The sequence below is a fragment of the Enterobacter sp. BIDMC 27 genome, from assembly GCF_000534415.1.
GTDB classification, from domain to species: Bacteria; Pseudomonadota; Gammaproteobacteria; order Enterobacterales; family Enterobacteriaceae; genus Enterobacter; species Enterobacter hormaechei_C.
Window position 1 is genome coordinate 739,173 of the sequence record NZ_KI973178.1, and the last position, 23,812, is coordinate 762,984.

The following is a 23,812-nucleotide window of genomic DNA, read 5'->3' on the forward strand; positions in this document are numbered from 1 at the left end:
AGGACACCCCACCGAAGTGAGGTGTCAGGTATTTCATGATACGTGGGGGTGATTACAGATAAACCAGCTCAACGTTGGTTAAGCCGTCCAGGGTGGCTTCATCCGTGATATTTAAATCGTTGGTTGGGTTAATCATCGCGGCAATGCCCACGTTGAAGTTAATTTTAGTTTGTGCAACAGGTGCAATTGTACCGGTCGCTTGATCTGTGAAGGAATAAATCTCACTCTTATCTGCTTTCACCTGTAAATAGCGAACCCCGCTTTTAACTCCCCATGATGCACCGTTATCGCTGGTGAAGATTGGATAAAGGTTTACACCGTCTCCGTTGGTCGTCGCCCCGTCGGTCTTTTGGATACCCATTGAATAAGCGCCAATTTTCTTATCGCCATACATCCCCAGGCCAGCCGTAAAACCCACGCTGGTAGGGAAATCCGAATCAATAAAGTTCACCGGAATAGTCTCCGTAGGCGCAGAATCCACATGCGAATCGTTAAAGGTCACGCCAACGCGGGTCGCTTCTTCACAGGTAATAGAAATAGGGATAATTTTAACATCCGCCAGAGGGGTTGGGGTGGTGGAATTCAGACTAGCCACCTTCATGGTACCGAAATCAGCAATACCGCCACCGCTAATAAATGCCGGTGTACAGGAAGACGGAACAATTTTCCCCGTAACCTGAATATCAACACTGGAAGCCGCCATTGCTGAAGACGCCGCTACTGCCAGTACAGATGCCAGCACTCCTTTTTTAAACATCGCGTTCATTTAATTTCCTTATATGAGTTAAATACAAAATAAACCAAAAGAGAAATATTTGGTTTTAGGGGTAAAGATTTAATATTGTTTTTGAAACTATCATCATGAATAACCGGGGTCAATGACTCCGAATCTCTTTAGGATTAAAGCCTGAGGATTTCCTTATTATTTGGGATCAATTATTGATTATTTATATAATAAATCCCGAAATACAGTCTGAAAGACATGAAATCATACATTATTGAAATGAATTAAAAGAACTGGTCAGACCTTATATTTAGATCATGTATGAGATTGCTGATTTTTAAGTAAGGGTAACTCAACCGGACGGAACATTATAGTTATTATTCAACCAATAAGAAATATCCCGGAGGATATGGCTATTTTCTGTCAGGTTGAAAATACAGGCGGTTTGTACAGGAAGGCGGGATAAAACAGGGGAGCAGAATGAAACCTGTCCCTGCTCCGAAAAGCAAGGGACAGCGGCTATATGACTTATTTGTTCAGTTCAGCGGTCATGTGTACGCGGTTACCGGTGAATGCCTGGGTAATTTTGTAGGATGACGCGCCCGCTTCCTGAGCCTGTGCGGCGATTTTAGCTTCTGCACCATCCAGCGTAGAGGCGGATGCAGTCACAGTCTGCGCAGCGAAAGAACCGAAAGAAGCAGCCAGAGCGATTACAGCGACAAAAGTTTTGATGCTTTTCATGAGATAAACCTTTTCGTTAAGTTGTTTAGATAAGGCACCGTGCCTTGATGAGATAAATACTAGCCCTCATCATGAACAACTAAAAGCGGAAGGTTTTGCTATACTCATTCAAAATTACTGATTAACAATTACTCGCTGCGGATGGGTGTAAATTGTCGCCCTGCCCGGCTTGCAGAACCCCACCAGCGTCAGGTTGCAGCGCTCTGCCACTTCGACCGCCAGCGTTGTCGCAGCCGACACCGCAAACAGGATCTCCACGCCGCACATGGCCGCTTTCTGCACCATTTCATAGCTGGCGCGGCTGGAAACGAGCGCGGCCCCTTGCTGCCAGACGGCATCTTCACGCGCGCGACGGCCCAGCAGCTTATCCAGCGCCACATGGCGGCCTACATCTTCATGACCTCCGACGATCTCGCCCGACGGGAGCACCCACGCCGCAGCATGTGTACAGCCGCTCAGCTGACCTATGGGCTGGACATCATTGAGGTGCTCCAGGGCTTTGTCGAGGTTACCGAGGTTGAAGGTCTGGGTAAACGGCAGCGGCGCGACGGGCTTACCGATATCGTTAAGCTGTTCAACACCGCACACGCCACAGCCGGTGCGTCCGGCCAGCGCCCGGCGGCGCTCTTTCAGCCCCATAAAGCGGCGACTGGAGAGTTCGATTTGTACTTCAAGGCCATTACAGGCCTGAACCACATCCATACCGTAGATCTCCTGCGGATGCGCAATGATGCCTTCCGAGAGGGAAAAACCTATGGCGAACAGTTCCAGATCTTTCGGCGAAGCCATCATCACCACATGCGAAATCCCGTTGTAAACCAGGGCAACGGGGACCTCTTCCGCCAGAAAATCCGGCGTGGCATGTGAAATGTGAGGCGGTCTGTGTACCGACAGTTCCACAATGCCCGCAGGCAGTGGCGACACGTGGGCAGCACGGTTTTGTTTAGACACAACGGTATTCCTGAACAACCACGGAAGTGAGCCTGCTATTGCAACACAAACGGCAGGCCTTACGCATAGTATGGATCAACTTTTCAGCAACCATTCTCCTACTCAATACGGAGGGGTGCAACCGATCAGCTGCTACACCTCTTTAACATGTACAGGATAAAATGTGATTGATATCACATTTTATAATCAATGCCGTGATAATACGTTCACTTTGTTTTAACCCCGTTAGAACAGGCGTACCGACATTGTGGTATTCTGGGCTTATCCCTCGGAGAAATGAGGGATTAATGCAAATTTTTCTCCTTTGCGGTTAATTCTCAACCGCAAAGTAAAACTACATAGCAATGTCGTAATGAACCAAGGAGTGACCCATGCAGGTCAGCAGAAGGCAGTTCTTTAAGATCTGCGCTGGCGGTATGGCAGGCACCACGGCGGCGGCACTGGGCTTTGCGCCCGGTGTAGCGCTGGCGGAAACACGGCAGTATAAACTGCTGCGCACCCGCGAAACCCGTAACACCTGTACGTACTGCTCCGTCGGCTGTGGGCTGTTAATGTATAGCCTCGGCGACGGTGCGAAAAACGCCAAAGCATCCATTTTCCACATCGAAGGCGATCCGGATCACCCGGTCAACCGTGGTGCGCTGTGTCCGAAAGGGGCCGGTCTGGTAGATTTTATCCACTCCGAAAGCCGCCTGAAGTTTCCTGAGTATCGCGCTCCCGGCTCTGACAAATGGCAGCAAATCAGCTGGGAGGAAGCGTTCGATCGCATCGCTAAGCTGATGAAAGAAGACCGCGATGCCAACTTTATCGCGAAGAATGCCGAAGGCACCACCGTTAACCGCTGGCTCTCCACCGGCATGCTGTGTGCTTCTGCGTCCAGTAACGAAACCGGCTATTTAACCCAGAAATTTACGCGCGCACTCGGTATGCTCGCGGTCGACAACCAGGCGCGTGTCTGACACGGACCAACGGTAGCAAGTCTTGCTCCAACATTTGGTCGCGGTGCGATGACCAACCACTGGGTCGACATCAAAAACGCCAACCTCATTGTGGTGATGGGCGGTAACGCCGCTGAAGCGCACCCTGTCGGGTTCCGCTGGGCGATGGAAGCCAAAATCCACAACGGCGCGAAGCTGATTGTGATCGATCCCCGCTTTACGCGTACAGCGTCAGTGGCGGATTTCTACACCCCTATTCGTTCAGGTACTGACATCACTTTCCTGTCAGGCGTATTGCTGTACCTGATGACCAACGAAAAATACAACCGCGAGTACACCGAAGCCTATACCAACGCCAGCCTGATCGTGCGTGAGGATTACCACTTCGAAGATGGCCTGTTCAGCGGTTATGACGCCGAAAAACGCAAATACGACAAAACCAGCTGGAACTACGAGCTGGACGAAAACGGCTTTGCGAAGCGCGACACCACCCTGCAACACCCGCGCTGCGTGTGGAACCTGCTGAAAGAGCACGTGTCCCGCTATACGCCGGAGGTTGTCGAAAACATCTGTGGGACGCCGAAAGCGGATTTCCTGAAGGTGTGCGAGCTGATAGCGGAAACCAGCGCGAAAGATAAAACCGCGTCGTTCCTGTATGCGCTCGGCTGGACGCAGCACTCCATCGGCGCGCAGAACATCCGCACCATGGCGATGGTTCAGCTGCTCCTCGGCAACATGGGGATGGCAGGCGGCGGCGTGAACGCCCTGCGCGGTCACTCCAACATTCAGGGTCTGACCGACCTCGGCCTGCTGTCTCAGAGCCTGACGGGTTACATGAACCTGCCGAGCGAGAAACAGACCGACCTGCAAACCTACCTGACGGCCAGCACGCCAAAACCGCTGCTCGAAGGCCAGGTGAACTACTGGGGCAACTATCCGAAGTTCTTCGTCTCGCTGATGAAAGCCTTCTACGGCGACAAGGCGACGGCGGAAAACAGCTGGGGCTTTGACTGGCTGCCGAAGTGGGACAAAGGTTACGACGTACTTCAGTACTTCGAAATGATGCACCAGGGCCAGGTCAACGGCTATATCTGCCAGGGCTTTAACCCGGTGGCGTCGTTCCCGAACAAGAACAAGGTTGTCGAGTCTCTGTCGAAGCTGAAGTTCCTGGTGACGATTGACCCGCTCAATACCGAAACGTCGACGTTCTGGCAGAACCACGGTGAGTCGAACGATGTCGATCCGTCGAAGATTCAGACCGAAGTGTTCCGTCTGCCGTCTACCTGCTTCGCGGAAGAGAACGGGTCTATCGTCAACTCCGGCCGCTGGTTGCAGTGGCACTGGAAAGGCGCGGATGCCCCGGGCATCGCCTTGAACGACGGCGAGATCCTGGCCGGTATCTTCTTACGTCTGCGTAAAATGTACGCGGCTGAAGGCGGCGCAACGCCTGAGCCGGTGCTGAACATGACCTGGAACTACTCGACGCCAGAGAATCCGTCTCCGGAAGAAGTGGCGATGGAGAGCAACGGTAAGGCGCTGGCGGACGTTATCGACCCGGCGACCGGTGCGGTGCTGGCGAAGAAAGGCGATCAGCTCAGCACCTTTGCGCACCTGCGCGATGACGGTACGACCTCCAGCGGCTGCTGGATCTTTGCCGGTAGCTGGACGCCAAAAGGCAACCAGATGGCCAACCGCGATAACGCCGACCCGTCGGGCCTCGGCAATACGCTGGGCTGGGCATGGGCATGGCCGCTTAACCGCCGCATCCTCTATAACCGCGCCTCAGCTGACCCGCAGGGCAACCCGTGGGATCCGAAGCGTCAGCTGCTGAAGTGGGACGGCGCGAAATGGGGCGGCGTGGATATTCCGGACTACAGCACTGCCGCACCAGGCAGCGATGTCGGGCCGTTTATCATGCAGCCTGAAGGGATGGGGCGCCTGTTTGCTATCGATAAGATGGCGGAAGGTCCGTTCCCGGAACACTACGAGCCGTTTGAGACGCCGCTGGGTACCAACCCGCTGCACCCGAACGTGGTCTCTAACCCGGCAGCCCGCATCTTCAAGGGCGATTTTGAAGCGCTGGGTAAAAAGGACAAGTTCCCGTATGTCGGCACCACTTACCGTCTGACCGAGCACTTCCACTACTGGACCAAGCACGCGTTGCTGAATGCCATCGCGCAGCCGGAGCAGTTTGTGGAGATCGGCGAGAAGCTGGCGAACAAACTCGGCATTGCCCATGGCGATACCGTGAAGGTCTCCTCTAACCGCGGCTACATCAAAGCCAAGGCGGTGGTGACCAAGCGTATTCGCACGCTGAACGTTCACGGTCAGCAGGTGGATACCATCGGCATCCCAATTCACTGGGGTTATGAGGGCGTGGCGAAGAAAGGGTTCATTGCAAACACCCTGACGCCGTTCGTCGGCGATGCGAACACGCAGACGCCGGAGTTTAAGGCCTTCCTCGTGAACGTGGAAAAGGTCTAACGGAGACGACTTATGGCTTATCAATCTCAAGACATTATCCGTCGTTCCGCGACTAACGGTTTCACGCCCGCGCCTCAGGCGCGGGACCACCAGCAGGAAGTGGCGAAGCTTATCGACGTGACCACCTGTATCGGCTGTAAAGCCTGTCAGGTGGCCTGTTCAGAGTGGAACGACATCCGTGACGAAGTGGGTCACAACGTCGGGGTGTACGACAACCCGGCGGACCTGACCGCCAAGTCCTGGACGGTAATGCGTTTCTCGGAAGTGGAGCAGAACGACAAACTGGAATGGCTTATCCGCAAAGATGGCTGTATGCACTGTGCGGATCCGGGCTGCCTGAAGGCGTGTCCGTCAGAAGGGGCTATCATTCAGTATGCCAACGGCATCGTCGACTTCCAGTCCGAGCAGTGTATTGGCTGCGGCTATTGCATCGCGGGTTGTCCGTTTGACGTGCCGCGCCTGAACCCGGAAGACAACCGCGTCTACAAATGTACGCTGTGCGTTGACCGCGTAAATGTCGGCCAGGAGCCAGCGTGCGTGAAGACCTGTCCAACTGGCGCTATCCACTTTGGCTCCAAAGAGGATATGAAAACGCTGGCGGCAGAGCGCGTGGGCGAGCTGAAAACTCGTGGTTACGATAACGCGGGCCTGTACGATCCGGCCGGGGTTGGCGGTACGCACGTGATGTACGTGCTGCACCACGCCGACAAGCCGAACCTGTATCACGGCCTGCCGGAGAACCCGGAAATCAGCGCGACCGTGAAGTTCTGGAAAGGCATCTGGAAACCGCTGGCCGCGGTCGGTTTTGCGGCCACCTTCGCAGCGAGCATCTTCCACTACGTCGGCGTTGGTCCGAACCGTGCGGAAGAGGAAGACGACAACCTGCATGAAGAGAAAGACGAGGTGCGCAAATGAGAAAACGTGACACCATCGTGCGCTACACCGCGCCGGAACGCATCAACCACTGGGTCACCGCCTTCTGCTTCATGCTGGCGGCGATAAGCGGGCTAGGGTTCTTCTTCCCGTCCTTCAACTGGCTGATGCAGATACTGGGCACGCCGCAGCTGGCGCGCATCCTTCACCCGTTCGTGGGTGTGGTGATGTTTGCCTCGTTCATCATCATGTTTTTCCGCTACTGGCACCATAACCTAATCAATCGGGATGATATCTTTTGGGCGAAGAATATTCGTAAGATCGTCGTCAACGAGGAAGTGGGTGATACCGGGCGTTATAACTTCGGCCAGAAATGCGTATTCTGGGCGGCGATTATCTTCCTGGTCCTGTTGCTGGTGAGCGGCGTGATCATCTGGCGTCCGTACTTTGCGCCTGCTTTCTCAATCCCGGTGATCCGATTCGCGCTGATGCTGCATTCATTTGCCGCAGTGGCGTTAATTGTGGTTATCATGGTGCATATTTACGCCGCCCTCTGGGTGAAAGGCACCATTACCGCGATGGTGGAAGGCTGGGTCACCAAAACGTGGGCGAAGAAACATCACCCGCGCTGGTACCGAGAAGTCCGCCAGAAACAGGAAAAGTCATCTGAATGAGTATTCGCATAATCCCGCAAGATGAGCTGGGGTCGAGCGAGAAACGTACGGCGGAGTATATTCCGCCGTTGTTATTCCCCAGACTCAAGAACCTCTACAACCGCCGCGCAGAGCGTCTGCGCGAGCTGGCAGAGAACAACCCGCTGGGCGATTTTCTGCGTTTTGCCGCGCTAGTCGCCCATGCGCAGGAAGTGGTGCTGTACGACCATCCGCTGCAAATGGACCTGACCGCACGCATCAAAGAAGCCAACGAGCAGGGCAAACCGCCGCTGGATATTCACGTCCTGCCGCGCGACAAGCACTGGCATAAGCTGCTGCATTCCCTGATCGCCGAGCTGAAGCCCGAAATGAGCGGCACGGCGCTGGCAGTCATTGAGAACCTGGAAAAAGCCTCCGATCAGGAGCTGGAAGAGATGGCGAGCGCGCTGTTTGCTTCCGACTTCTCACTGGTGAGCAGCGATAAAGCGCCGTTCATCTGGGCTGCGCTGTCGCTCTACTGGGCGCAAATGGCGAGCCTGATTCCAGGTAAAGCCCGCGCCGAATACGGCGAAGCGCGCCAGTTCTGCCCGGTGTGTGGTTCAATGCCGGTCTCCAGCATGGTGCAAATCGGCACCACTCAGGGGCTGCGCTACCTGCACTGCAACCTGTGTGAAACCGAGTGGCACGTGGTGCGCATCAAGTGCAGCAACTGCGAACAGACCCGCGATCTGAACTACTGGTCGCTGGAAAATGAAGACGCGGCGGTGAAAGCGGAGAGCTGCGGCGACTGCGGGACCTACCTGAAGATTCTGTATCAGGAAAAAGACCCGAAAGTCGAAGCCGTGGCCGACGATCTCGCCTCGCTGATTCTGGACGCGAAGATGGAGCAGGAGGGCTTTGCCCGCAGCTCGATCAACCCGTTCCTGTTCCCGGGTGAAGGGGAGTAATCTCCTGTGAGAGTGCCGGGCGGCGCGAGCTTGCCCGGCCTACACCTGGTAAGGCGTAAGGACCTCGTCAATACCCGCAAAATCTTTCGTGTTGCGAGAAATCAACGGACATTTTCTGCTCTGCGCTGTGGCCAGAATGATAGCATCAGGCAGTTTCATTCCATGCTTCTCACGTAGTAAAACGCTTCTTTCCACAATATCCCGAGACACATCAATAATTTCAAAAGCGCCCATAACGGCTGCCGTTTTCGCTTCATGACCATGCCTGCGAGCGCCCACCATTACTTCCATCCAGGTAATTAAGCTGATGGCACGATGCGACGCGGTATGCTCAATCGCATCCGCAGCTTCAACACGGTTGTTGAAGAGATCAATGAGAATATTGGTATCAAACACTGCCATGTGCTCCATGATTACCACTCCTCACGCAGCTTGCGTTCATACTCAAGCCCGTCCTCTTTTCTGTCTCCCCACAGACCAAGCGCATTTCGGATAACAGAAGAACTCTGCTGGTCGAGATACAGTTCTATCGCTTCCCGAAGCAGTTCAGCACGTGGTTGATTTCGCAATTGCTTGAGATTATCCAAACGTTGAATCACGTCATCAGACAAATCGATAAGTATTCTGCCCATATCAAGTTCCGCCAAAACGCTCATATATCACCTTAGTATATCATCTTTGGTTAATTTTCAGGCAAAATACTCTTTATCAATTTAGGGTGAAAGGACGTTTTTTAGGGAATGATCGATTTTGCGAGCCGCTTTCCACAATATGCACCTCTCAACATTTCTCTGTTTTCATCTGCTGTAAACCAGGCTATAAACTGTATAAAAACACAGTAAAAGGACGTAATCATGGCACTGGAAAAGGGTATTGATAAGCTGGTACAGGAGTTTATTGCCGCAGGACGACCTTCCTCGCGAAAGCAGAGTATTGATGACCGGAGAAGCGGATATGTCGCCAGCACAGCGCTAGCCGGGGAAACAGAAACGCGTGTCCAGGTTGAAACGCTTGTTCTTGAGGAGATGACCTTTCGGGTATTTTCGCCTTTCAATGCCCCTGAAACGTTATCTTGTGCCCTCTACTATCATGGCGGTTGTTTTGTCAGCGGTGGGTTTGAAACCCATGATAATCAGCTTCGCCAACTGGCGTTTTACGGTAACTGCCGGGTCATTGCGGTTCAGTACAGACTCGCACCCGAGAATACTTTCCCCGCTGCGCATGACGATGCAGAGAGAGCGGCAGATCTTGTCTGGCAAAATGCAGAACAATTAGGTGTGGATAAAAATCGGATTACACTTTGTGGAGACAGCGCGGGAGGTCATCTTGCGCTGGTAACGTCATTGCGGCTTAAGGCCAAAGGTCTCTGGGATCCCGCGCAGCTCATTCTTATCTATCCCATGCTCGACGCTACGGCCAGTTTTGAAAGCTATACCCTCAATGGCATGGATTACGTGATTACTCGCGATACCCTTTTGAGCGGCTATGAAATGTATCTGGCTGGAGCCGACCGTCAACATCCTGAAGTCAGCCCACTGTGGCGCAACGACTTTAGCGGTCTGCCGAAGGTCCATATTGTTACCGCGGAATATGATCCGTTACGCGACGAAGGCGAGGCGCTTTATCAGCGCCTCACGGAGCAAGGCGTGAAGTGTACCGCTCAACGATGGCGGGGTGTAATACACGGCTTCTTCCAGTTGGGTGGAATTAGCCAGTCAGCGCGAGACGTTATGCGAGATATTGCCTGGCGCATTAACCATGCCGGGCGAGAGTGAGAAGGAGACTACTCCTCCTCGTTCCCGCCCTCTTCATACGCGCCATACGGCTTCGCAGGCAGAACGATATAGGTGCCTTCAAACACCGCGCCTGGCGTTTCATCGCCGAACAGCTCCACCTGCATCTGTACGCGTGCTTTACGTCCACGCGCCAGACGGTCGAGATCGCCGCCCAGTGCGCCCAGGTCAGCAACCGCGCTCGGCTTGCCGCTGATCGGGGCGCTGTAGCGGATATGGGCATCGGCCAGAATAATGGTGCCGCCGAGATGACGTTCGCGCAGCATTAGCCAGATCAGTCCCCAGCCGGTGAGCGTGGCGAGTGAAAACAGGCTGCCGGCAAACAGGGTATGGTGCGGGTTCTGGTTGCCGGTTTCCGGCATGGTGGTAATAAATTTTTGCCCGGTATATTGCTGAATACGCACACCCATTTTTTCACTGAGCGGAATATGCTGATACCACGCCTGCTGGAGCTGCCCGCACCAGTCGGCGCGATGGAGAATATCGTCCAGCGTGGCGATGGGTTTGATCATCAAAAAGTGACGAATCGGCGTAGTTTGCGGGGCGGTGATTTCCCCCTGATTCACGAAACCAAGCTTGGCAAAGAACTCAACGGCATCTTCGCGGGCGCTACAGGTGACACGCTTGACCCCTTCCTGACGGGCAACGGATTCCAGCGTCATAGCCATCAGCGTTCCAAGGCCTTTGTCCTGCACGGAGGGATGAACGGCCATAAAGCGGATTGAAGCTTCGTTGTCGGCATTGATATACAGACGTCCCACGGCAACGAGGTTGCCCTCTTCATCAACCACCATCTGGTGGTGCGCCATCGCGTCCCAGGCGTCGCGTTCAGAGCCTTTAGGTTGATGCAGTGGCTTGCGCAGCATTTCCCAGCGGAAATGGTAATAAGCGTCTAATTCTTCTTCCGTTTGCGGTACTCGAAGGTGATACATAGCTGTACTCTCTCTTGTTACCCGCGGCCATGCCGCCAGTTGGCTCATACCTGAAGCCAGAATGTGACGGGGCCATCGTTCACCAGCGAAACCTGCATATCCGCAGCGAATCGTCCGGTTTGTGTATTCATGTCCTGTTGGCGACAGCGCTCAACAAAGTACTCGTAAAGGGCTTCTGCGCGATCCGGTGCCGCGCCCTTCGAAAAACTCGGGCGCATGCCGCGTTCGGTATCCGCGGCCAGCGTAAACTGGGAGACCACCAGCACGCTGCCGCCCGCCTGCTGAACGTTCAGGTTCATCTTGCCTTCCGCATCGCTGAAAATGCGGTAGCCCAGTACGCGCTCACACAAGCGGTTGGCTTTTTGTTCGTCGTCATACTTTTCGACACCCAGAAGCACCAAAAGTCCTGGGCCAATTTCACCCGTCACCTCATCCGCCACGGTGACGCTGGCACGGGTTACACGCTGAATCAATGCAATCATGGTTGGTCTGCTTCTTGTTGTTTTTCAGCTTCTGCTGCTTTTTTGAGTTCGCGGTAGACCCCGAGAGTGACAGTTATTTCGGCGCCAAGCAAGACGATACACCACGTCCAGTAGACCCAGACAAACAAAATGGGGATCACCGCCAGCACGCCGTAAATCAGCTGATAAGAGGGGAACATGGTGATATAAAGCGCGAATCCTTTCTTGCCCAGCTCAAAGAGCAACGCCGCGACCAGCGCACCCACCACGGCATCCCGGTTGGGTACGCGCGTGGTTGGTACCACGCTGTAGAGCAGCCAGAACGAAAGCCACGATAAAATCAGCGGGAATATACGCAGCACGTTATCGATCACGCTGTTTAAGTCGGTCGCCCAGCGCAGCGAAAGAAGGTAGGAACTGATCGCCAGGCTTGCCCCCGCCAGCAATGGGCCAAGGGTTAAAATCATCCAGTAGACGGCAAAGGAGTATACCTTCGGGCGGACTTTTTTGCTCCGCCAGATGGTGTTGAGCGCACTGTCGATGGAGTACATCAGCAGCAGCGCGGTAACAATAAGCCCACATGCCCCCACCGCCGTCATCTTGCTGGAGTTAGCGACAAACTGTTCAATGTAGTTCTGGATCACATCGCCGGTGGCAGGAATAAAGTTCGCGAAAACAAAATGGCGAAGCTGCATGCTCACATCGGCAAACATCGGAAACGCCGAAAAAAGCGCAAAGATCACCGCCACCAGCGGCACCAGCGAGAGCAAGGACACGTAAGCGAGATTGCCCGCCAGCGTGGTCATGTTGTCCTCGTCAATGCGATGCCAGAGGAGTTTCAGCCACGCCCTCAGCGGGCGCGTGTGGTGATTGGCTTTTTGATGAACGGTTTTTAGCATAACTGCTTCGCAAAGTAGTTCGGTATCGTCTCTTTTCCGGTCACCAGAATGGAGGTGATACCTAACTGATTAGCCCCTTCTATATTATCGGCGTTGTCGTCAAAAAAGACCGCATCCGCCGCCGTGAATCCTTCTTCCTGCAATACCGCCTGATAGATGCGCGCCTCAGGTTTACGCATCCCCATCTCCTGGGAGAGATACACCTTATCTGCCGCCGCGTGGATTTCCGGGTATTCATCCGGCCAGAAGGTGGTATGCAGGCGGTTGGTATTCGACAGGACGACGACACGATGCCCCTGCTCGCGCAGCTTGTGCATGATGTCGATCACTTCGGGGCGGATCGCGACAAATATGGCCTGCCAGCCGTGGGAAAACTGCTCGTAGCTTAACGAGAGACCCATTTCCTGACAGAAACGCTCTGCGAACGCTTCATCGCTGATCTCACCGCGCTCGTGCAGATGGAAAGTCTCACCCATCGCGAAATTCTGCTTTAACGTCGCCAGCGGAACACGGCTAAAATCGCTCCATGCGCCCAGCACCCGGTTAAAATCGATATCGACGATTACATTTCCTAAGTCAAAGATATAAAGCATGTTTATCTCCTTTCGCCGTGGAAAAGTAACTGTAGCGGGAAAGAGAAACTTTAGCTATGCGCCAGATTCAGCTTAGAGAAAGGAAAGGCCCGAATCGCAATATCGGGCCATAGGATTTTCAGCCAGCCTGCTGCTCTTCTCCGGAATTGACTTCGACAACCTCAACCTTGCTGGATTTGAGGTGATTTTGCAGCGCCGGGCCGGGCAGCTCATCGGTGAACAGCGCCGTCGCCTGCGCCACGTTGCCGATTTCAACCGCCGCGGAGGCGTGGTATTTCGTATGATCGGCCGCCAGTAAAATGTGACGGGAGTGAGCGATCATGGTTTTCACCACGCTGGCTTCGTTAACGTCAAATTCCATCATCGCGCCGTCGTGCTCTATCGCCCCGACGCTGGTGACCAGGTAATCTGCGCGAAATCCTGACACGAACGCCGTTGCCGCAGGACCGATAATGCCGCCGTTATGCGGGCGCAGCGTACCGCCGGGCACCATCACCTCAAAGCGCGGATTCTTATAAAGAATGTGCGCCACCCGCAGGCTGTTAGTGATGATGCGCAGATGATTATGGTTAAGCAGTGCCCGGGCAACGTGCTCCACGGTCGTCCCGATGGTGATAAAAATGGTCGAACCGTCGGGAATATAGTCCGCAATCGCTTCGGCAATCGCCCGTTTCTCTTCGGTAAGCGAGACTTCACGCTGTTCGAACGCCGTGTTGACCACGCTGGATGCCCTGCCCGCGCCGCCGTGATGACGGGTGATCAGCCCCTGCTCGCTGAGCTTACGGATATCCCGGCGCACGGTTTGCGTGGAGACATCCAGCAGCTGCGCCAGTTCATCAATGTTCATATAGCCGCGATCGGCAATCAGCGTCAGCAGCTGATCGTGACGCGGGTTGCCGGTCAGTTCGGTAAGGCTCATGGGCTGTCCTCTGAAAACCATCACGCCCCGCATTTTATACAAAAAGTGACAAAAAAGAGCGGGTTTGATCACAGTCGGGTATACCCGCGCGCCCGCCGGGCTTTGTACATTTCAGTGCTGCGACGGCGCTGGCAAAACGCACGGCGTCTGCGGCGGGTAATTTCTGCCCCAGGCTGACCGCCAGCGCACCGTGGAACACGTCGCCCGCCCCGGTGGTATCAATGACGTTCACTTCAAAACCAGGCTGATGACATAGCGTGTCGTTTTCCAGCCAGAAACAGCCGTCTCGCCCCTGTGTGACATACACATGTCCATTTGTGAGCGTTTGTGCTTTCTTAAGTGCGTTTTCGGTTTCATCCAGCTGCGTCAACCGCCGCAGTCCTGGCGCGGAGAAGGCCGCGTGGTCGCTTAAGGCAATCAGATCCGCGATGTCCTGCGGGGTGACATCCGCATCCAGCAGCGTCGGTACGCCCTGCTGGCGGGCCAGGGTAAATGCCTGTTTTGCCCCGTCATGCCAGCGCACGTCGGCTAAGACAATGTCCCACTGAGAGAAGTCGATTTCTTGCAGCCAGTCTGCCGACGCAGGGAGATCGGGGCTGGGGTAGTTGGCAATCACTCTTTCCCCACCTGCGTCCACCAGCACCGCCGATTGCGACGATCGGGCTCCCTTAACTATGCGCGTATAGCGGGTGTTCACCCCCAGGGATTCCAGCTCCGCAAGCAGTCGTCTGCCGGTATCGTCGTCCCCCACCCGGCCAATAAAATCCACTTCCGCGCCCAGTTTTGCGGCTGCCACTGCCGCCGTTGCCGCCGGGCCGCCGCCCACTTCCGTATAGTCTTTTGCGACATATTTCCCACCTTCTTTCGGTAAATCATCGAGATACCAGATGCGATCCAGCACGGTAATGCCGACACAAACGATGCGAGTCATGGTGATTCCTTCTGCGATTTCTGATGCCTTCATTTTAATTTCACCAAATGTTTAAAAAGTGACCCGTGTCAATTTTTTGACTATAAATTACAAATACGATCAAAAACAGACACCACAAACGCGCAAAAATTGACACGATGTGACAGGAGAGAGGCATGTCAGCAATCGCATTTATCGGCTTAGGACAGATGGGCGCGCCCATGGCGAAGAATCTGTTGAAACAGGGCCACCAGCTTAACGTTTTTGATGTGAACCCGCAGGCGGTTCAGGCGCTGGTAGAGAGCGGCGCCCGGGCGGCGGGAACGCCAGCGCAGGCCGTAACGGAGGCCGAATTCGTGATCACTATGCTGCCAAACGGCGACCTGGTGCGCAGCGTGCTGTTCGGCGAGCACGGCGTATGCGAAGGGTTATCCCGCGACGCGCTGGTGATTGATATGTCCACCATTCACCCGCTGCAAACCGACGCACTGATCCGCGACATGGCTGAGCAAGGCTTCAGCCTGATGGACGTGCCCGTCGGACGCACCTCTGATCATGCCATCGCCGGTACGCTGCTCCTGCTGGCGGGCGGTACGGCGCAGCAGGTTGAGCGCGCCACCCCCGTTTTAATGGCGATGGGCAATGAACTGATTAACGCCGGCGGGCCGGGAATGGGCATCCGCGTGAAGCTCATCAATAACTACATGAGCATCGCCCTGAACGCCCTTTCCGCCGAAGCCGCCGTACTGTGCGAAGCGCTTGGCCTCTCCTTTGACGTGGCGCTCAAGGTGATGAGCGGCACGCCGGCGGGTAAAGGCCACTTCACCACGTCATGGCCGAACAAGGTACTGAAAGGGGATCTTTCACCCGCCTTTATGATCGACCTTGCGCATAAGGATCTGGGGATCGCCCTCGACGTGGCCAACCAGCTCCACGTTCCGATGCCGCTGGGCGCGGCGTCCCGCGAAGTTTACAACCAGGCACGCGCCGCCGGGCGCGGGCGCGAAGACTGGACAGCCATTCTTGAACAGGTTCGCGCATCTGCCGGGCTGAAAAAATCACACTGATACGAAAGGACTGAGGAATGACGATGTACACCCTGAAAGATATCACCCGACCTTCCGGCGGTTTTGCGATGCTGGCCGTGGATCAGCGCGAAGCGATGCGCCTGATGTTTGCTGCCGCAGGCGCGCCGGTGCCGGTAACCGACCAGCACCTGACGGATTTCAAGGTCAATGCGGCGAAAATTCTGTCGCCGTACGCCTCTGCGATCCTCGTCGACCAGCAGTTCTGCTACCGCCAGATTGTCGAGCAGCAGGCCGTGGCCAAAAGCTGCGCAATGATTGTCGCCGCCGACGAGTTTATCCCGGGGAACGGCATTCCGGTCGACAGCGTGGTGATCGACAAGAACGTTGACGCGCAGGCGGTCAAACGCGATGGCGGTAAGGCGCTGAAGCTGCTGGTGCTGTGGCGCAGCGATGAAGATCCGCAGCAGCGCCTGGAAATGGTGAAAGCGTTCAATACGCTGTGCCACGACAACGGGCTGCTGAGCATTATCGAGCCGGTGGTGCGTCCCCCGCGCCGCGGCGCCGCGTTTGACCGCGAGCAGGCGATTATCGATGCGGCCAAAGAGCTGGGCGACAGCGGTGCCGACCTCTACAAAGTGGAAATGCCGCTGTTTGGTAAGGGCACGCAGCACGAGCTACTGACGGCCTCGCAGAAGCTGAACGAGAACATCGCCATGCCGTGGGTGATCCTCTCCTCCGGCGTGGACGATAAGTTATTCCCGCGTGCCGTAAGCGTCGCCATGCAGGCGGGGGCATCGGGCTTTTTAGCCGGGCGCGCCGTCTGGTCATCGGTGATTGGCCTGCCGGACACCGAGCTGATGCTGCGTGATATTTCCGTGCCAAAACTTCAGCGTCTGGGTGAGATCGTCGACGAAATGATGGCTCGCCGTTAAGAAAGGACCCGAACATGAAATGGTTTAACACCCTGAGCCATAACCGCTGGCTCGAACAAGAGACCGACCGCATTCTCGATTTCGGTAAAAACGCCGCCGTACCGACCGGCTTTGGCTGGCTGGGCAATAACGGGCAGGTGCGCAGCGATATGGGCACCCATCTGTGGATCACCGCCCGCATGCTGCACGTTTACGCGGTGGCGGCGAACATGGGGCGCCCCGGCGCGTACGCGCTGGTTGAGCACGGCATTAATGCCCTGAACGGTCCGCTGCGCGATAAACAGCACGGCGGCTGGTACGCCTGCGTAAACGATGAAGGCGTGATTGATGCGTCCAAGCAGGGCTATCAGCACTTCTTCGTCCTGCTGGGCGCGGCGAGCGCCGTCACCACCGGCCACCCGCAGGCACGCAAGCTGCTGGACGATGCCATCGAGGTGATTGAGCGCTACTTCTGGAGCGAACAGGAGCAGATGTGCCTGGAGTCCTGGGACGAAGCCTTCAGCAAGACGGAAGACTATCGCGGCGGTAACGCCAACATGCACGCCGTGGAAGCCTTCCTCATCGTCTATGACGTGACCCACGACCGTAAATGGCTCGACCGCGCCCTGCGCATCGCCTCGGTGATTATTCACGACGTGGCGCGCAAAGGGGAGTACCGCGTTAACGAGCATTTCGACACCAGCTGGAACCCGATCCGCGATTACAACATCGATAACCCTGCTCACCGCTTCCGCGCCTACGGCGGCACGCCGGGGCACTGGATCGAGTGGGGCCGCCTGATGCTGCACCTGCGTGCCGCGCTGGAAGCCCGCTTTGAAACCCCGCCGGAGTGGCTGCTGGAAGATGCGAAAGGCCTGTTTCACGCCACTATTCGCGACGCCTGGGCACCCGACGGGGCGGACGGCTTTGTCTACTCCGTGGGCTGGGACGGCAAGCCTATCGTGCGCGAACGCGTGCGCTGGCCAATCGTCGAGGCGATGGGCACGGCCTATGCCCTCTATACCGTGACCGGCGAGGCGCAGTACGAAGCCTGGTATCAGAAATGGTGGGATTACTGCATCAAGTACCTGATGGATTACGAAAACGGTTCATGGTGGCAGGAGCTGGACACCAATAACGAAGTGACCACCAAAGTCTGGGACGGCAAGCAGGATATTTACCACCTGCTGCACTGCCTGGTGATCCCCCGCCTGCCGCTGGCGCCGGGCTTAGCCCCTGCCGTCGCCGCCGGATTACTGGATAGCCTGGCCAAATAATAAAGACGGAGTTTTTATGCGTACCCTACACAATATTGACCTGAAAAATAACGAAAGTGGTTTCACCCTGCGCTGGCAGGACCGTCTGATTTTATCCCACTCTGCGGATGCCCCTTGCCTGTGGATCGGCGCAGGCGAGGCGGATATCGAGATGTTTCGTGGCAACTTCAGCATCAAAGACAAGCTCAACGAAAAGATTGCCCTGACGAACGCGACCGTTACGCAGCAAAGCACGGGCTGGGCAATCCGCTTTACCCGCGGCGACGCGGTGAGCGCGACGCTGCTGGTGGGCATGGATGCGGAGGGCCGTCTGGAGCTGAAGCTGAAAAATGACGCCGCCAGCCATAACCGCATCTGGCTGCGGCTGGCAGCTCAGCCTGACGATCATATCTACGGCTGCGGCGAGCAGTTCTCGTATTTCGATTTGCGCGGTAAACCGTTCCCGCTGTGGACCAGCGAGCAGGGCGTGGGCCGCAATAAGCAGACCTACGTCACCTGGCAGGCCGACTGCAAAGAGAACGCGGGCGGCGATTACTACTGGACCTTCTTCCCACAGCCTACCTTCGTGAGCACCCAGAAGTACTACTGCCACGTGGATAACAGCTGTTATATGAACTTCGACTTCAGCGCGCCGGACTTCCACGAGCTGGCATTCTGGGAAGATAACGCCACGCTGCGCTTCGAATGCGCAGAAACCTACGTCGATCTGCTGGAAAAACTGACCGGCCTGCTGGGGCGTCAACCGGAGCTGCCGGACTGGGTTTACGACGGCGTGACGCTGGGTATTCAGGGCGGCACCGAGGTGTGTCAGCAGAAGCTCGACGCCATGCGCGAGGGCGGCGTGAAGGTAAACGGCATCTGGGCGCAGGACTGGTCCGGCATCCGGATGACCTCCTTTGGCAAACGCGTAATGTGGAACTGGAAGTGGAACAGCGCGCTCTATCCGCAGCTTGATGAGCGGATTGCGCAGTGGAAAGAGGAAGGCGTGCAGTTCCTCTCCTATATCAACCCTTACGTCGCCAGCGATAAAGATCTCTGCGAAGAGGCGTCGAAGCGCGGCTATCTGACCAAAGATGCCGACGGCAAGGATTACCACGTTGAGTTCGGCGAGTTCTACGCGGGCGTTATCGACCTGACTAACCCGGAAGCCTACAGCTGGTACAAAGAGGTGATCAAAAAGAACCTGATCGAACTGGGCTGCGGCGGCTGGATGGCCGATTTCGGGGAATATCTGCCGACCGATACCTTCCTGCACAACGGCGTGAGCGCGGAGATCATGCATAACGCCTGGCCTGCCCTGTGGGCGAAATGTAACTACGAAGCGCTGGAGGAGACCGGCAAGCTCGGGGAGATCCTGTTCTTCATGCGCGCGGGCTACACCGGTAGCCAGAAACACTCGGTGATGATGTGGGCGGGGGATCAGAACGTCGACTGGAGCCTGGACGATGGTCTGGCGTCCGTCGTACCGGCGGCGCTGTCGCTGGCGATGACCGGGCACGGGCTGCACCACAGCGACATTGGCGGCTATACGACCCTCTTCGAGATGAAGCGCAGCAAAGAGCTGCTGCTGCGCTGGTGCGACTTCAGCGCCTTTACGCCGATGATGCGTACCCACGAGGGCAACCGCCCTGGCGATAACTGGCAGTTCGATGGCGACGCGGAAACTATCGCCCACTTCGCGCGCATGACCACCGTCTTCACCACTCTGAAGCCGTACATCAAAGCTGCGGTAGCGCAGAATGCGAAGAGCGGCCTACCGGTGATGCGCCCGCTGTTCCTGCACTACGAGGACGACGCGCGCGCCTACACGCTGAAATACCAGTACCTGTTTGGCCGCGATCTGCTGGTGGCGCCGGTTCATGAAGAGGGACGCCGCGACTGGTCGCTCTATCTGCCGCAGGACACCTGGGTCAATGCGTGGACCGGGGAAACCTGCCAGGGCGGTGCCATCACCGTTGATGCCCCGCTCGGCAAACCGCCGGTCTTCTATCGCCAGCACAGCGAATGGGCAGATCTGTTTAGCACCTTACGTCATATCTGATAAGGCTCGCCCGCGGGGAAACCTGCGGGCAGACGGAGAACAATAATGAGTCAACATACTTCTGATCCGGCAACCCTGCGCCTGCCGTTTAAAGAAAAACTCGCCTACGGGATGGGCGATCTCGGCTCTAACATCCTGCTTGATATCGGCACGCTGTATCTGCTGAAGTTCTACACCGACGTGCTGGGGCTGCCTGGCACCTACGGCGGGATTATCTTCCTGATTGCAAAGTTTTTTACCGCCTTCACCGACATGGGCACCGGGATCATGCTCGATTCCCGGCGCAAGATCGGCCCGAAAGGGAAATTCCGCCCGTTCGTGCTGTATGCAGCCTTCCCGGTAACGTTGCTGGCGATAGCTAACTTCGTCGGCACACCGTTTGAAATTACCGGTAAAACGGTGATGGCGACGGTGCTGTTCATGCTGTACGGCCTGTTCTTCAGCATGATGAACTGCTCCTACGGCGCGATGGTGCCCGCCATTACCAAAAACCCGGACGAGCGTGCTTCGCTGGCCGCCTGGCGCCAGGGCGGCGCCACGCTGGGTCTGCTGCTCTGTACGGTGGGCTTTGTCCCGGTGATGAACCTGATTGAGGGCAACGACCAGCTTGGCTACATCTTTGCCGCCACCCTCTTCTCGCTGTTCGGGTTGTTCTTTATGTGGTGGTGCTATAAAGGCGTAACCGAGCGTTACGTCGAGACGCAGCCTGCTAACCCGGCGCAGAAACCGGGGCTGTTGCAGTCGTTTCGCGCCATCGCCGGGAACCGTCCGCTGTTTATCCTGTGCATCGCTAACCTGTGCACGCTGGGCGCCTTTAACGTTAAGCTCGCCATTCAGGTCTACTACACGCAGTACGTACTGAACGACCCGATCCTGCTGTCGTACATGGGCTTCTTCAGCATGGGCTGTATTTTTATCGGCGTCTTTATGATGCCCGGCGCGGTGCGGCGCTTCGGCAAGAAAAAGGTCTACATCAGCGGGCTGACGATTTGGGTGGCGGGCGATCTGCTTAACTACTTCTTCGGCGGCGGCTCGGTGAGCTTCGTGGCGTTCTCCTGCCTGGCGTTCTTCGGCTCCGCGTTCGTGAACAGCCTGAACTGGGCGCTGGTGTCCGATACCGTGGAATACGGCGAGTGGCGCACCGGCGTACGCTCCGAGGGGACGGTCTACACCGGCTTTACCTTCTTCCGTAAGGTATCGCAGGCGCTGGCGGGCTTCTTCCCGGGGATCATGCTCACGCAGATCGGCTATGTGCCCAACGTGGTGCAATCCGCCGGCACGGTTGAAGGGCTACGGCAGCTGATATTTATCTATCCGAGTCTGCTGGCAGTCATCACCATCGTGGCGATGGGCTGCTTCTACAACCTTAACGAGAAGATGTATGTGCGCATCGTGGAAGAAATTGAGCTGCGCAAACGTACGGCATAAATGACGTGATTGAGCGCCCTGCGGGGCGCTTTGAGGATCGACCATGACACATAATACTGATCCGTTAACCCTGAAATTGAGCCTGCGAGAGAAGTGCGCCTACGGGATGGGTGATTTTGGCTCGAACCTGATGCTGTGTATTGGCACGCTGTATCTGCTAAAGTTTTACACGGACGAGCTGGGCATGCCCGCGTTCTACGGCGGCATCATTTTTCTGGTCGCCAAGTTCTTTACCGCGTTTACCGACATGCTGACCGGGGTGCTGCTGGACTCCCGGCGTAATATCGGCGCGCGGGGCAAATTCCGGCCATTCATTCTCTACGCCTCCGTTCCGGTGGCGCTGGTGGCCACGGCGCAGTTTATGGCCAACGACTTTAGCCTGACGGTGAAAACGGCCCTCGCCACCGTGCTCTTCATGATGTTTGGCCTCTGCTACAGCCTGATGAACTGCGCCTACGGTGCAATGGTTCCGGCCATCACCAAAAACCCGAACGAGCGCGCGCAGCTTGCGGCGTGGCGTCAGGGCGGCGCAACGGTAGGACTGTTGCTCTGTACTGTCGGCTTTATGCCGATTCAGGCGCTGTTCGTCAGCCAGCCCTCACTCGGCTATCTGGTGGCCGCGCTGGTGTTCGTCACCGGGGGACTGTTCTGCATGTGGTGGTGCTACAGCGGGGTGAAAGAGCGCTACGTCGAGCTTACGCCCGATCACCATAAGCCCGGCATTCTGAAATCGTTCTGCGCGATTTTCCGCAATCCGCCGCTGCTGGTGCTGTGCATCGCCAACCTGTGTACCCTCGCCGCGTTTAACATCAAGCTGGCGATTCAGGTCTATTACACCCAGTACGTGCTGAACGATCTGCATCTCCTGTCGTGGATGGGCTTTTTCAGCATGGGTTGCATTCTGATTGGCGTGTTTCTGGTGCCTGGCGCGGTGAAGCGCTTTGGCAAGAAGCCGGTCTATCTGGGCGGGCTGACGCTGTGGGCGGTGGGCGACGTGCTGAACTTCGTCTGGGGAACCAGTTCCCTGCTGTTCGTGCTCTTTTCCTGCATGGCCTTTTTCGGCACCGCGTTTGTGAACAGCCTGAACTGGGCGCTGGTGCCGGATACGGTTGATTACGGCGAGTGGAAAACCGGGATCCGCGCCGAAGGCTCGGTGTATACCGGCTATACCTTCTCGCGCAAAATCTCCGCCGCGCTCGCCGGTTTCCTGCCCGGGATTATGCTGACCCAGATTGGCTACATTCCCCATGCCGTGCAGAGCGCAGGCACGCTGCTTGGGTTGCGTCAGCTTATTTTCCTCTGGCCGTGCGGCCTGGCGATCGTTGCCGCCGTGACCATGGGGCTGTTTTATAAACTCAACGAAGCGCGCTTCGCCTTTATTATCGAGGAGATTGGAAAACGGAAAAAACAGACAGCAAATACCCCTGAGATAACCACCAACAATAAAGCGTCAGCAGTCACTTTATAACAATAAATCCGGCCAGTATGTCCTTCCTGTTTATCAGGAGGGAGGCCTTTCTGTACCTGATACATGGACAAATTATGAAAAGAATCATCACCGTACTGATCGTGTCGTCTGTGTCCTGCCCGGTTTTTGCCGGGGCCTATGTCGAAACGCGCGAAGCCTACAACACCGCCTCTGAGCTGCACGAAGTGATCCTGCGTGCGGGCTATAACTTCGATATGGGCGCGGGACTGATGTTCACCAACGCTTATAACGTGGGGAAATGGGACGAACTGAAGCACAGCTATAACGAAATTGAGGGGTGGTATCCACTCTTCAAACCGACCGACAAACTGACCTTCCAGCCCGGCGGCTTGATTAATGACAGCAGCGCAGGATCAGGTGGCGCGGTTTATTTAGATACTAACTTTAAATTTACGGACTGGTTTAATCTGACGTTCCGCTATCGCTATAACCATAACAATTACGATACGCCGGACTATAACGGGCAGATGGATAAGAACGACACACATGAATTTGCCAACTACTGGAATTTCAAAGTGACGGATGCGTTTTTCTACACCTTTGAGCCGCACTTTTTCCAGCGGGTGAATGATTACCACAGCAAAAATGGCAAAGACCATCACTGGGAAATTACCAATAAATTCAGCTATAAGATCGACAGAAACTGGCTGCCGTATCTTGAGCTACAGTGGCTGGACCGATGGAATGATTACAACCGCGAGCAGTACCGAATCCGTTTAGGGTTGCGGTATTCGTTCTAATAAAAAAAGCCGCTGATCGCTCAGCGGCTTTTTCGTTGCCGGGTGGCGCATGCGCTTACCCGGCCTACGGCATAACCGAA

Annotated in this window: 23 protein-coding genes; 12 read left to right on the forward strand and 11 right to left on the reverse strand. The window is 55.9% G+C overall.

The genetic code is table 11. The features are described 5' to 3' along the window. Window positions 1-52: 52 nt before the first annotated feature. The 3 genes from L463_RS18970 to fdhD form a co-directional block, all read right to left on the reverse strand. Window positions 53-766, reverse strand: coding sequence for a DUF1120 domain-containing protein (locus L463_RS18970; protein WP_032103438.1), 714 nt, complete (start codon window positions 764-766; stop codon window positions 53-55). Window positions 767-1,252: 486 nt separating this feature from the next. Then, a complete protein-coding gene (locus tag L463_RS18965; RefSeq protein ID WP_015569916.1) occupies window positions 1,253-1,465 on the reverse strand; it encodes a YdgH/BhsA/McbA family protein in 213 nt (70 codons plus the stop codon). Between the two features lie 114 nt (window positions 1,466-1,579). Beyond that, window positions 1,580-2,416, reverse strand: coding sequence for a formate dehydrogenase accessory sulfurtransferase FdhD (fdhD, locus tag L463_RS18960; RefSeq protein WP_032103437.1), 837 nt, complete (start codon window positions 2,414-2,416; stop codon window positions 1,580-1,582). A gap of 371 nt (window positions 2,417-2,787) precedes the next feature. On the opposite strand from fdhD, the gene fdnG reads away from it, so the two are divergent. From fdnG to fdhE, 4 genes are read left to right on the forward strand one after another with little or no spacing between them, the layout of a single operon-like run. After that, window positions 2,788-5,838, forward strand: a complete 3,051-nt coding sequence (gene fdnG / locus L463_RS18950; protein WP_085929672.1) for a formate dehydrogenase-N subunit alpha — start codon at window positions 2,788-2,790, stop codon at window positions 5,836-5,838. Window positions 5,839-5,850: 12 nt separating this feature from the next. Next, window positions 5,851-6,753 carry a formate dehydrogenase subunit beta gene (gene fdxH, locus L463_RS18945; RefSeq protein WP_014072386.1) on the forward strand — a complete coding sequence of 301 codons (903 nt, stop codon included), beginning with the start codon at window positions 5,851-5,853 and terminating at the stop codon, window positions 6,751-6,753. After that, entirely contained in the window at window positions 6,750-7,385 is a 636-nt protein-coding gene (gene fdoI, locus L463_RS18940; RefSeq protein ID WP_015569914.1) for a formate dehydrogenase cytochrome b556 subunit, read from the forward strand. The genes fdxH and fdoI overlap by 4 nt, the downstream gene beginning before the upstream one ends. Next, window positions 7,382-8,311, forward strand: coding sequence for a formate dehydrogenase accessory protein FdhE (gene fdhE, locus L463_RS18935; protein WP_003861956.1), 930 nt, complete (start codon window positions 7,382-7,384; stop codon window positions 8,309-8,311). Before fdoI ends, fdhE begins: the two co-directional genes overlap by 4 nt. 39 nt (window positions 8,312-8,350) lie before the next feature. Here fdhE and L463_RS18930 read toward each other — a convergent pair whose 3' ends face one another. Beyond that, the gene (locus L463_RS18930) at window positions 8,351-8,722 is read right to left on the reverse strand and encodes a type II toxin-antitoxin system VapC family toxin (RefSeq protein WP_023295637.1); all 372 of its coding nucleotides are present in this window, start codon (window positions 8,720-8,722) and stop codon (window positions 8,351-8,353) included. 2 nt (window positions 8,723-8,724) lie between these two features. Then, window positions 8,725-8,967 carry a ribbon-helix-helix domain-containing protein gene (locus L463_RS18925; RefSeq protein WP_015569912.1) on the reverse strand — a complete coding sequence of 81 codons (243 nt, stop codon included), beginning with the start codon at window positions 8,965-8,967 and terminating at the stop codon, window positions 8,725-8,727. Between the two features lie 198 nt (window positions 8,968-9,165). On the opposite strand from L463_RS18925, the gene L463_RS18920 reads away from it, so the two are divergent. Next, window positions 9,166-10,086 (forward strand): alpha/beta hydrolase, encoded by a 921-nt coding sequence (locus tag L463_RS18920; RefSeq protein WP_023295638.1) that lies wholly within the window; start codon window positions 9,166-9,168, stop codon window positions 10,084-10,086. A gap of 8 nt (window positions 10,087-10,094) precedes the next feature. Here L463_RS18920 and fabY read toward each other — a convergent pair whose 3' ends face one another. The 6 genes from fabY to L463_RS18890 form a co-directional block, all read right to left on the reverse strand. Then, window positions 10,095-11,036, reverse strand: a complete 942-nt coding sequence (gene fabY, locus L463_RS18915; RefSeq protein WP_015569910.1) for a fatty acid biosynthesis protein FabY — start codon at window positions 11,034-11,036, stop codon at window positions 10,095-10,097. Between the two features lie 44 nt (window positions 11,037-11,080). After that, a complete protein-coding gene (gene dtd / locus L463_RS18910; protein WP_023295639.1) occupies window positions 11,081-11,518 on the reverse strand; it encodes a D-aminoacyl-tRNA deacylase in 438 nt (145 codons plus the stop codon). Then, the gene (locus tag L463_RS18905; protein WP_003861949.1) at window positions 11,515-12,396 is read right to left on the reverse strand and encodes a virulence factor BrkB family protein; all 882 of its coding nucleotides are present in this window, start codon (window positions 12,394-12,396) and stop codon (window positions 11,515-11,517) included. The genes dtd and L463_RS18905 overlap by 4 nt, the downstream gene beginning before the upstream one ends. Beyond that, window positions 12,390-12,989, reverse strand: coding sequence for a glucose-1-phosphatase (gene yihX / locus L463_RS18900; protein ID WP_003861947.1), 600 nt, complete (start codon window positions 12,987-12,989; stop codon window positions 12,390-12,392). Before yihX ends, L463_RS18905 begins: the two co-directional genes overlap by 7 nt. A 118-nt stretch (window positions 12,990-13,107) precedes the next feature. Further along, complete coding sequence (locus tag L463_RS18895; protein WP_003861944.1) at window positions 13,108-13,908, reverse strand: DeoR/GlpR family DNA-binding transcription regulator; 801 nt, start codon at window positions 13,906-13,908, stop codon at window positions 13,108-13,110. A gap of 34 nt (window positions 13,909-13,942) precedes the next feature. Continuing rightward, on the reverse strand, window positions 13,943-14,839 hold the full coding sequence (locus tag L463_RS18890) for a sugar kinase (RefSeq protein ID WP_023295640.1): 897 nt from the start codon (window positions 14,837-14,839) through the stop codon (window positions 13,943-13,945). A 155-nt stretch (window positions 14,840-14,994) separates the two neighbouring features. Here L463_RS18890 and yihU point away from each other — a divergent pair, with 155 nt between their 5' ends. From yihU to ompL, 7 genes are all read left to right on the forward strand, one after another. Beyond that, a complete protein-coding gene (gene yihU, locus L463_RS18885) occupies window positions 14,995-15,885 on the forward strand; it encodes a sulfolactaldehyde 3-reductase (protein ID WP_023295641.1) in 891 nt (296 codons plus the stop codon). 17 nt (window positions 15,886-15,902) lie between these two features. Beyond that, the gene (yihT, locus tag L463_RS18880; protein ID WP_015569905.1) at window positions 15,903-16,778 is read left to right on the forward strand and encodes a sulfofructosephosphate aldolase; all 876 of its coding nucleotides are present in this window, start codon (window positions 15,903-15,905) and stop codon (window positions 16,776-16,778) included. 14 nt (window positions 16,779-16,792) lie between these two features. Beyond that, window positions 16,793-18,034 (forward strand): sulfoquinovose isomerase, encoded by a 1,242-nt coding sequence (gene yihS / locus L463_RS18875; RefSeq protein WP_023295642.1) that lies wholly within the window; start codon window positions 16,793-16,795, stop codon window positions 18,032-18,034. A gap of 16 nt (window positions 18,035-18,050) precedes the next feature. Further along, a complete protein-coding gene (locus L463_RS18870) occupies window positions 18,051-20,075 on the forward strand; it encodes an alpha-glucosidase (RefSeq protein ID WP_032103436.1) in 2,025 nt (674 codons plus the stop codon). Window positions 20,076-20,120: 45 nt separating this feature from the next. Then, entirely contained in the window at window positions 20,121-21,503 is a 1,383-nt protein-coding gene (locus tag L463_RS18865; RefSeq protein ID WP_006808723.1) for an MFS transporter, read from the forward strand. A 43-nt stretch (window positions 21,504-21,546) separates the two neighbouring features. Continuing rightward, window positions 21,547-22,971 (forward strand): MFS transporter, encoded by a 1,425-nt coding sequence (locus L463_RS18860; RefSeq protein WP_017694044.1) that lies wholly within the window; start codon window positions 21,547-21,549, stop codon window positions 22,969-22,971. A 74-nt stretch (window positions 22,972-23,045) separates the two neighbouring features. After that, entirely contained in the window at window positions 23,046-23,732 is a 687-nt protein-coding gene (ompL, locus tag L463_RS18855; protein ID WP_032103435.1) for a porin OmpL, read from the forward strand. The last annotated feature ends 80 nt before the right edge of the window (window positions 23,733-23,812 follow it).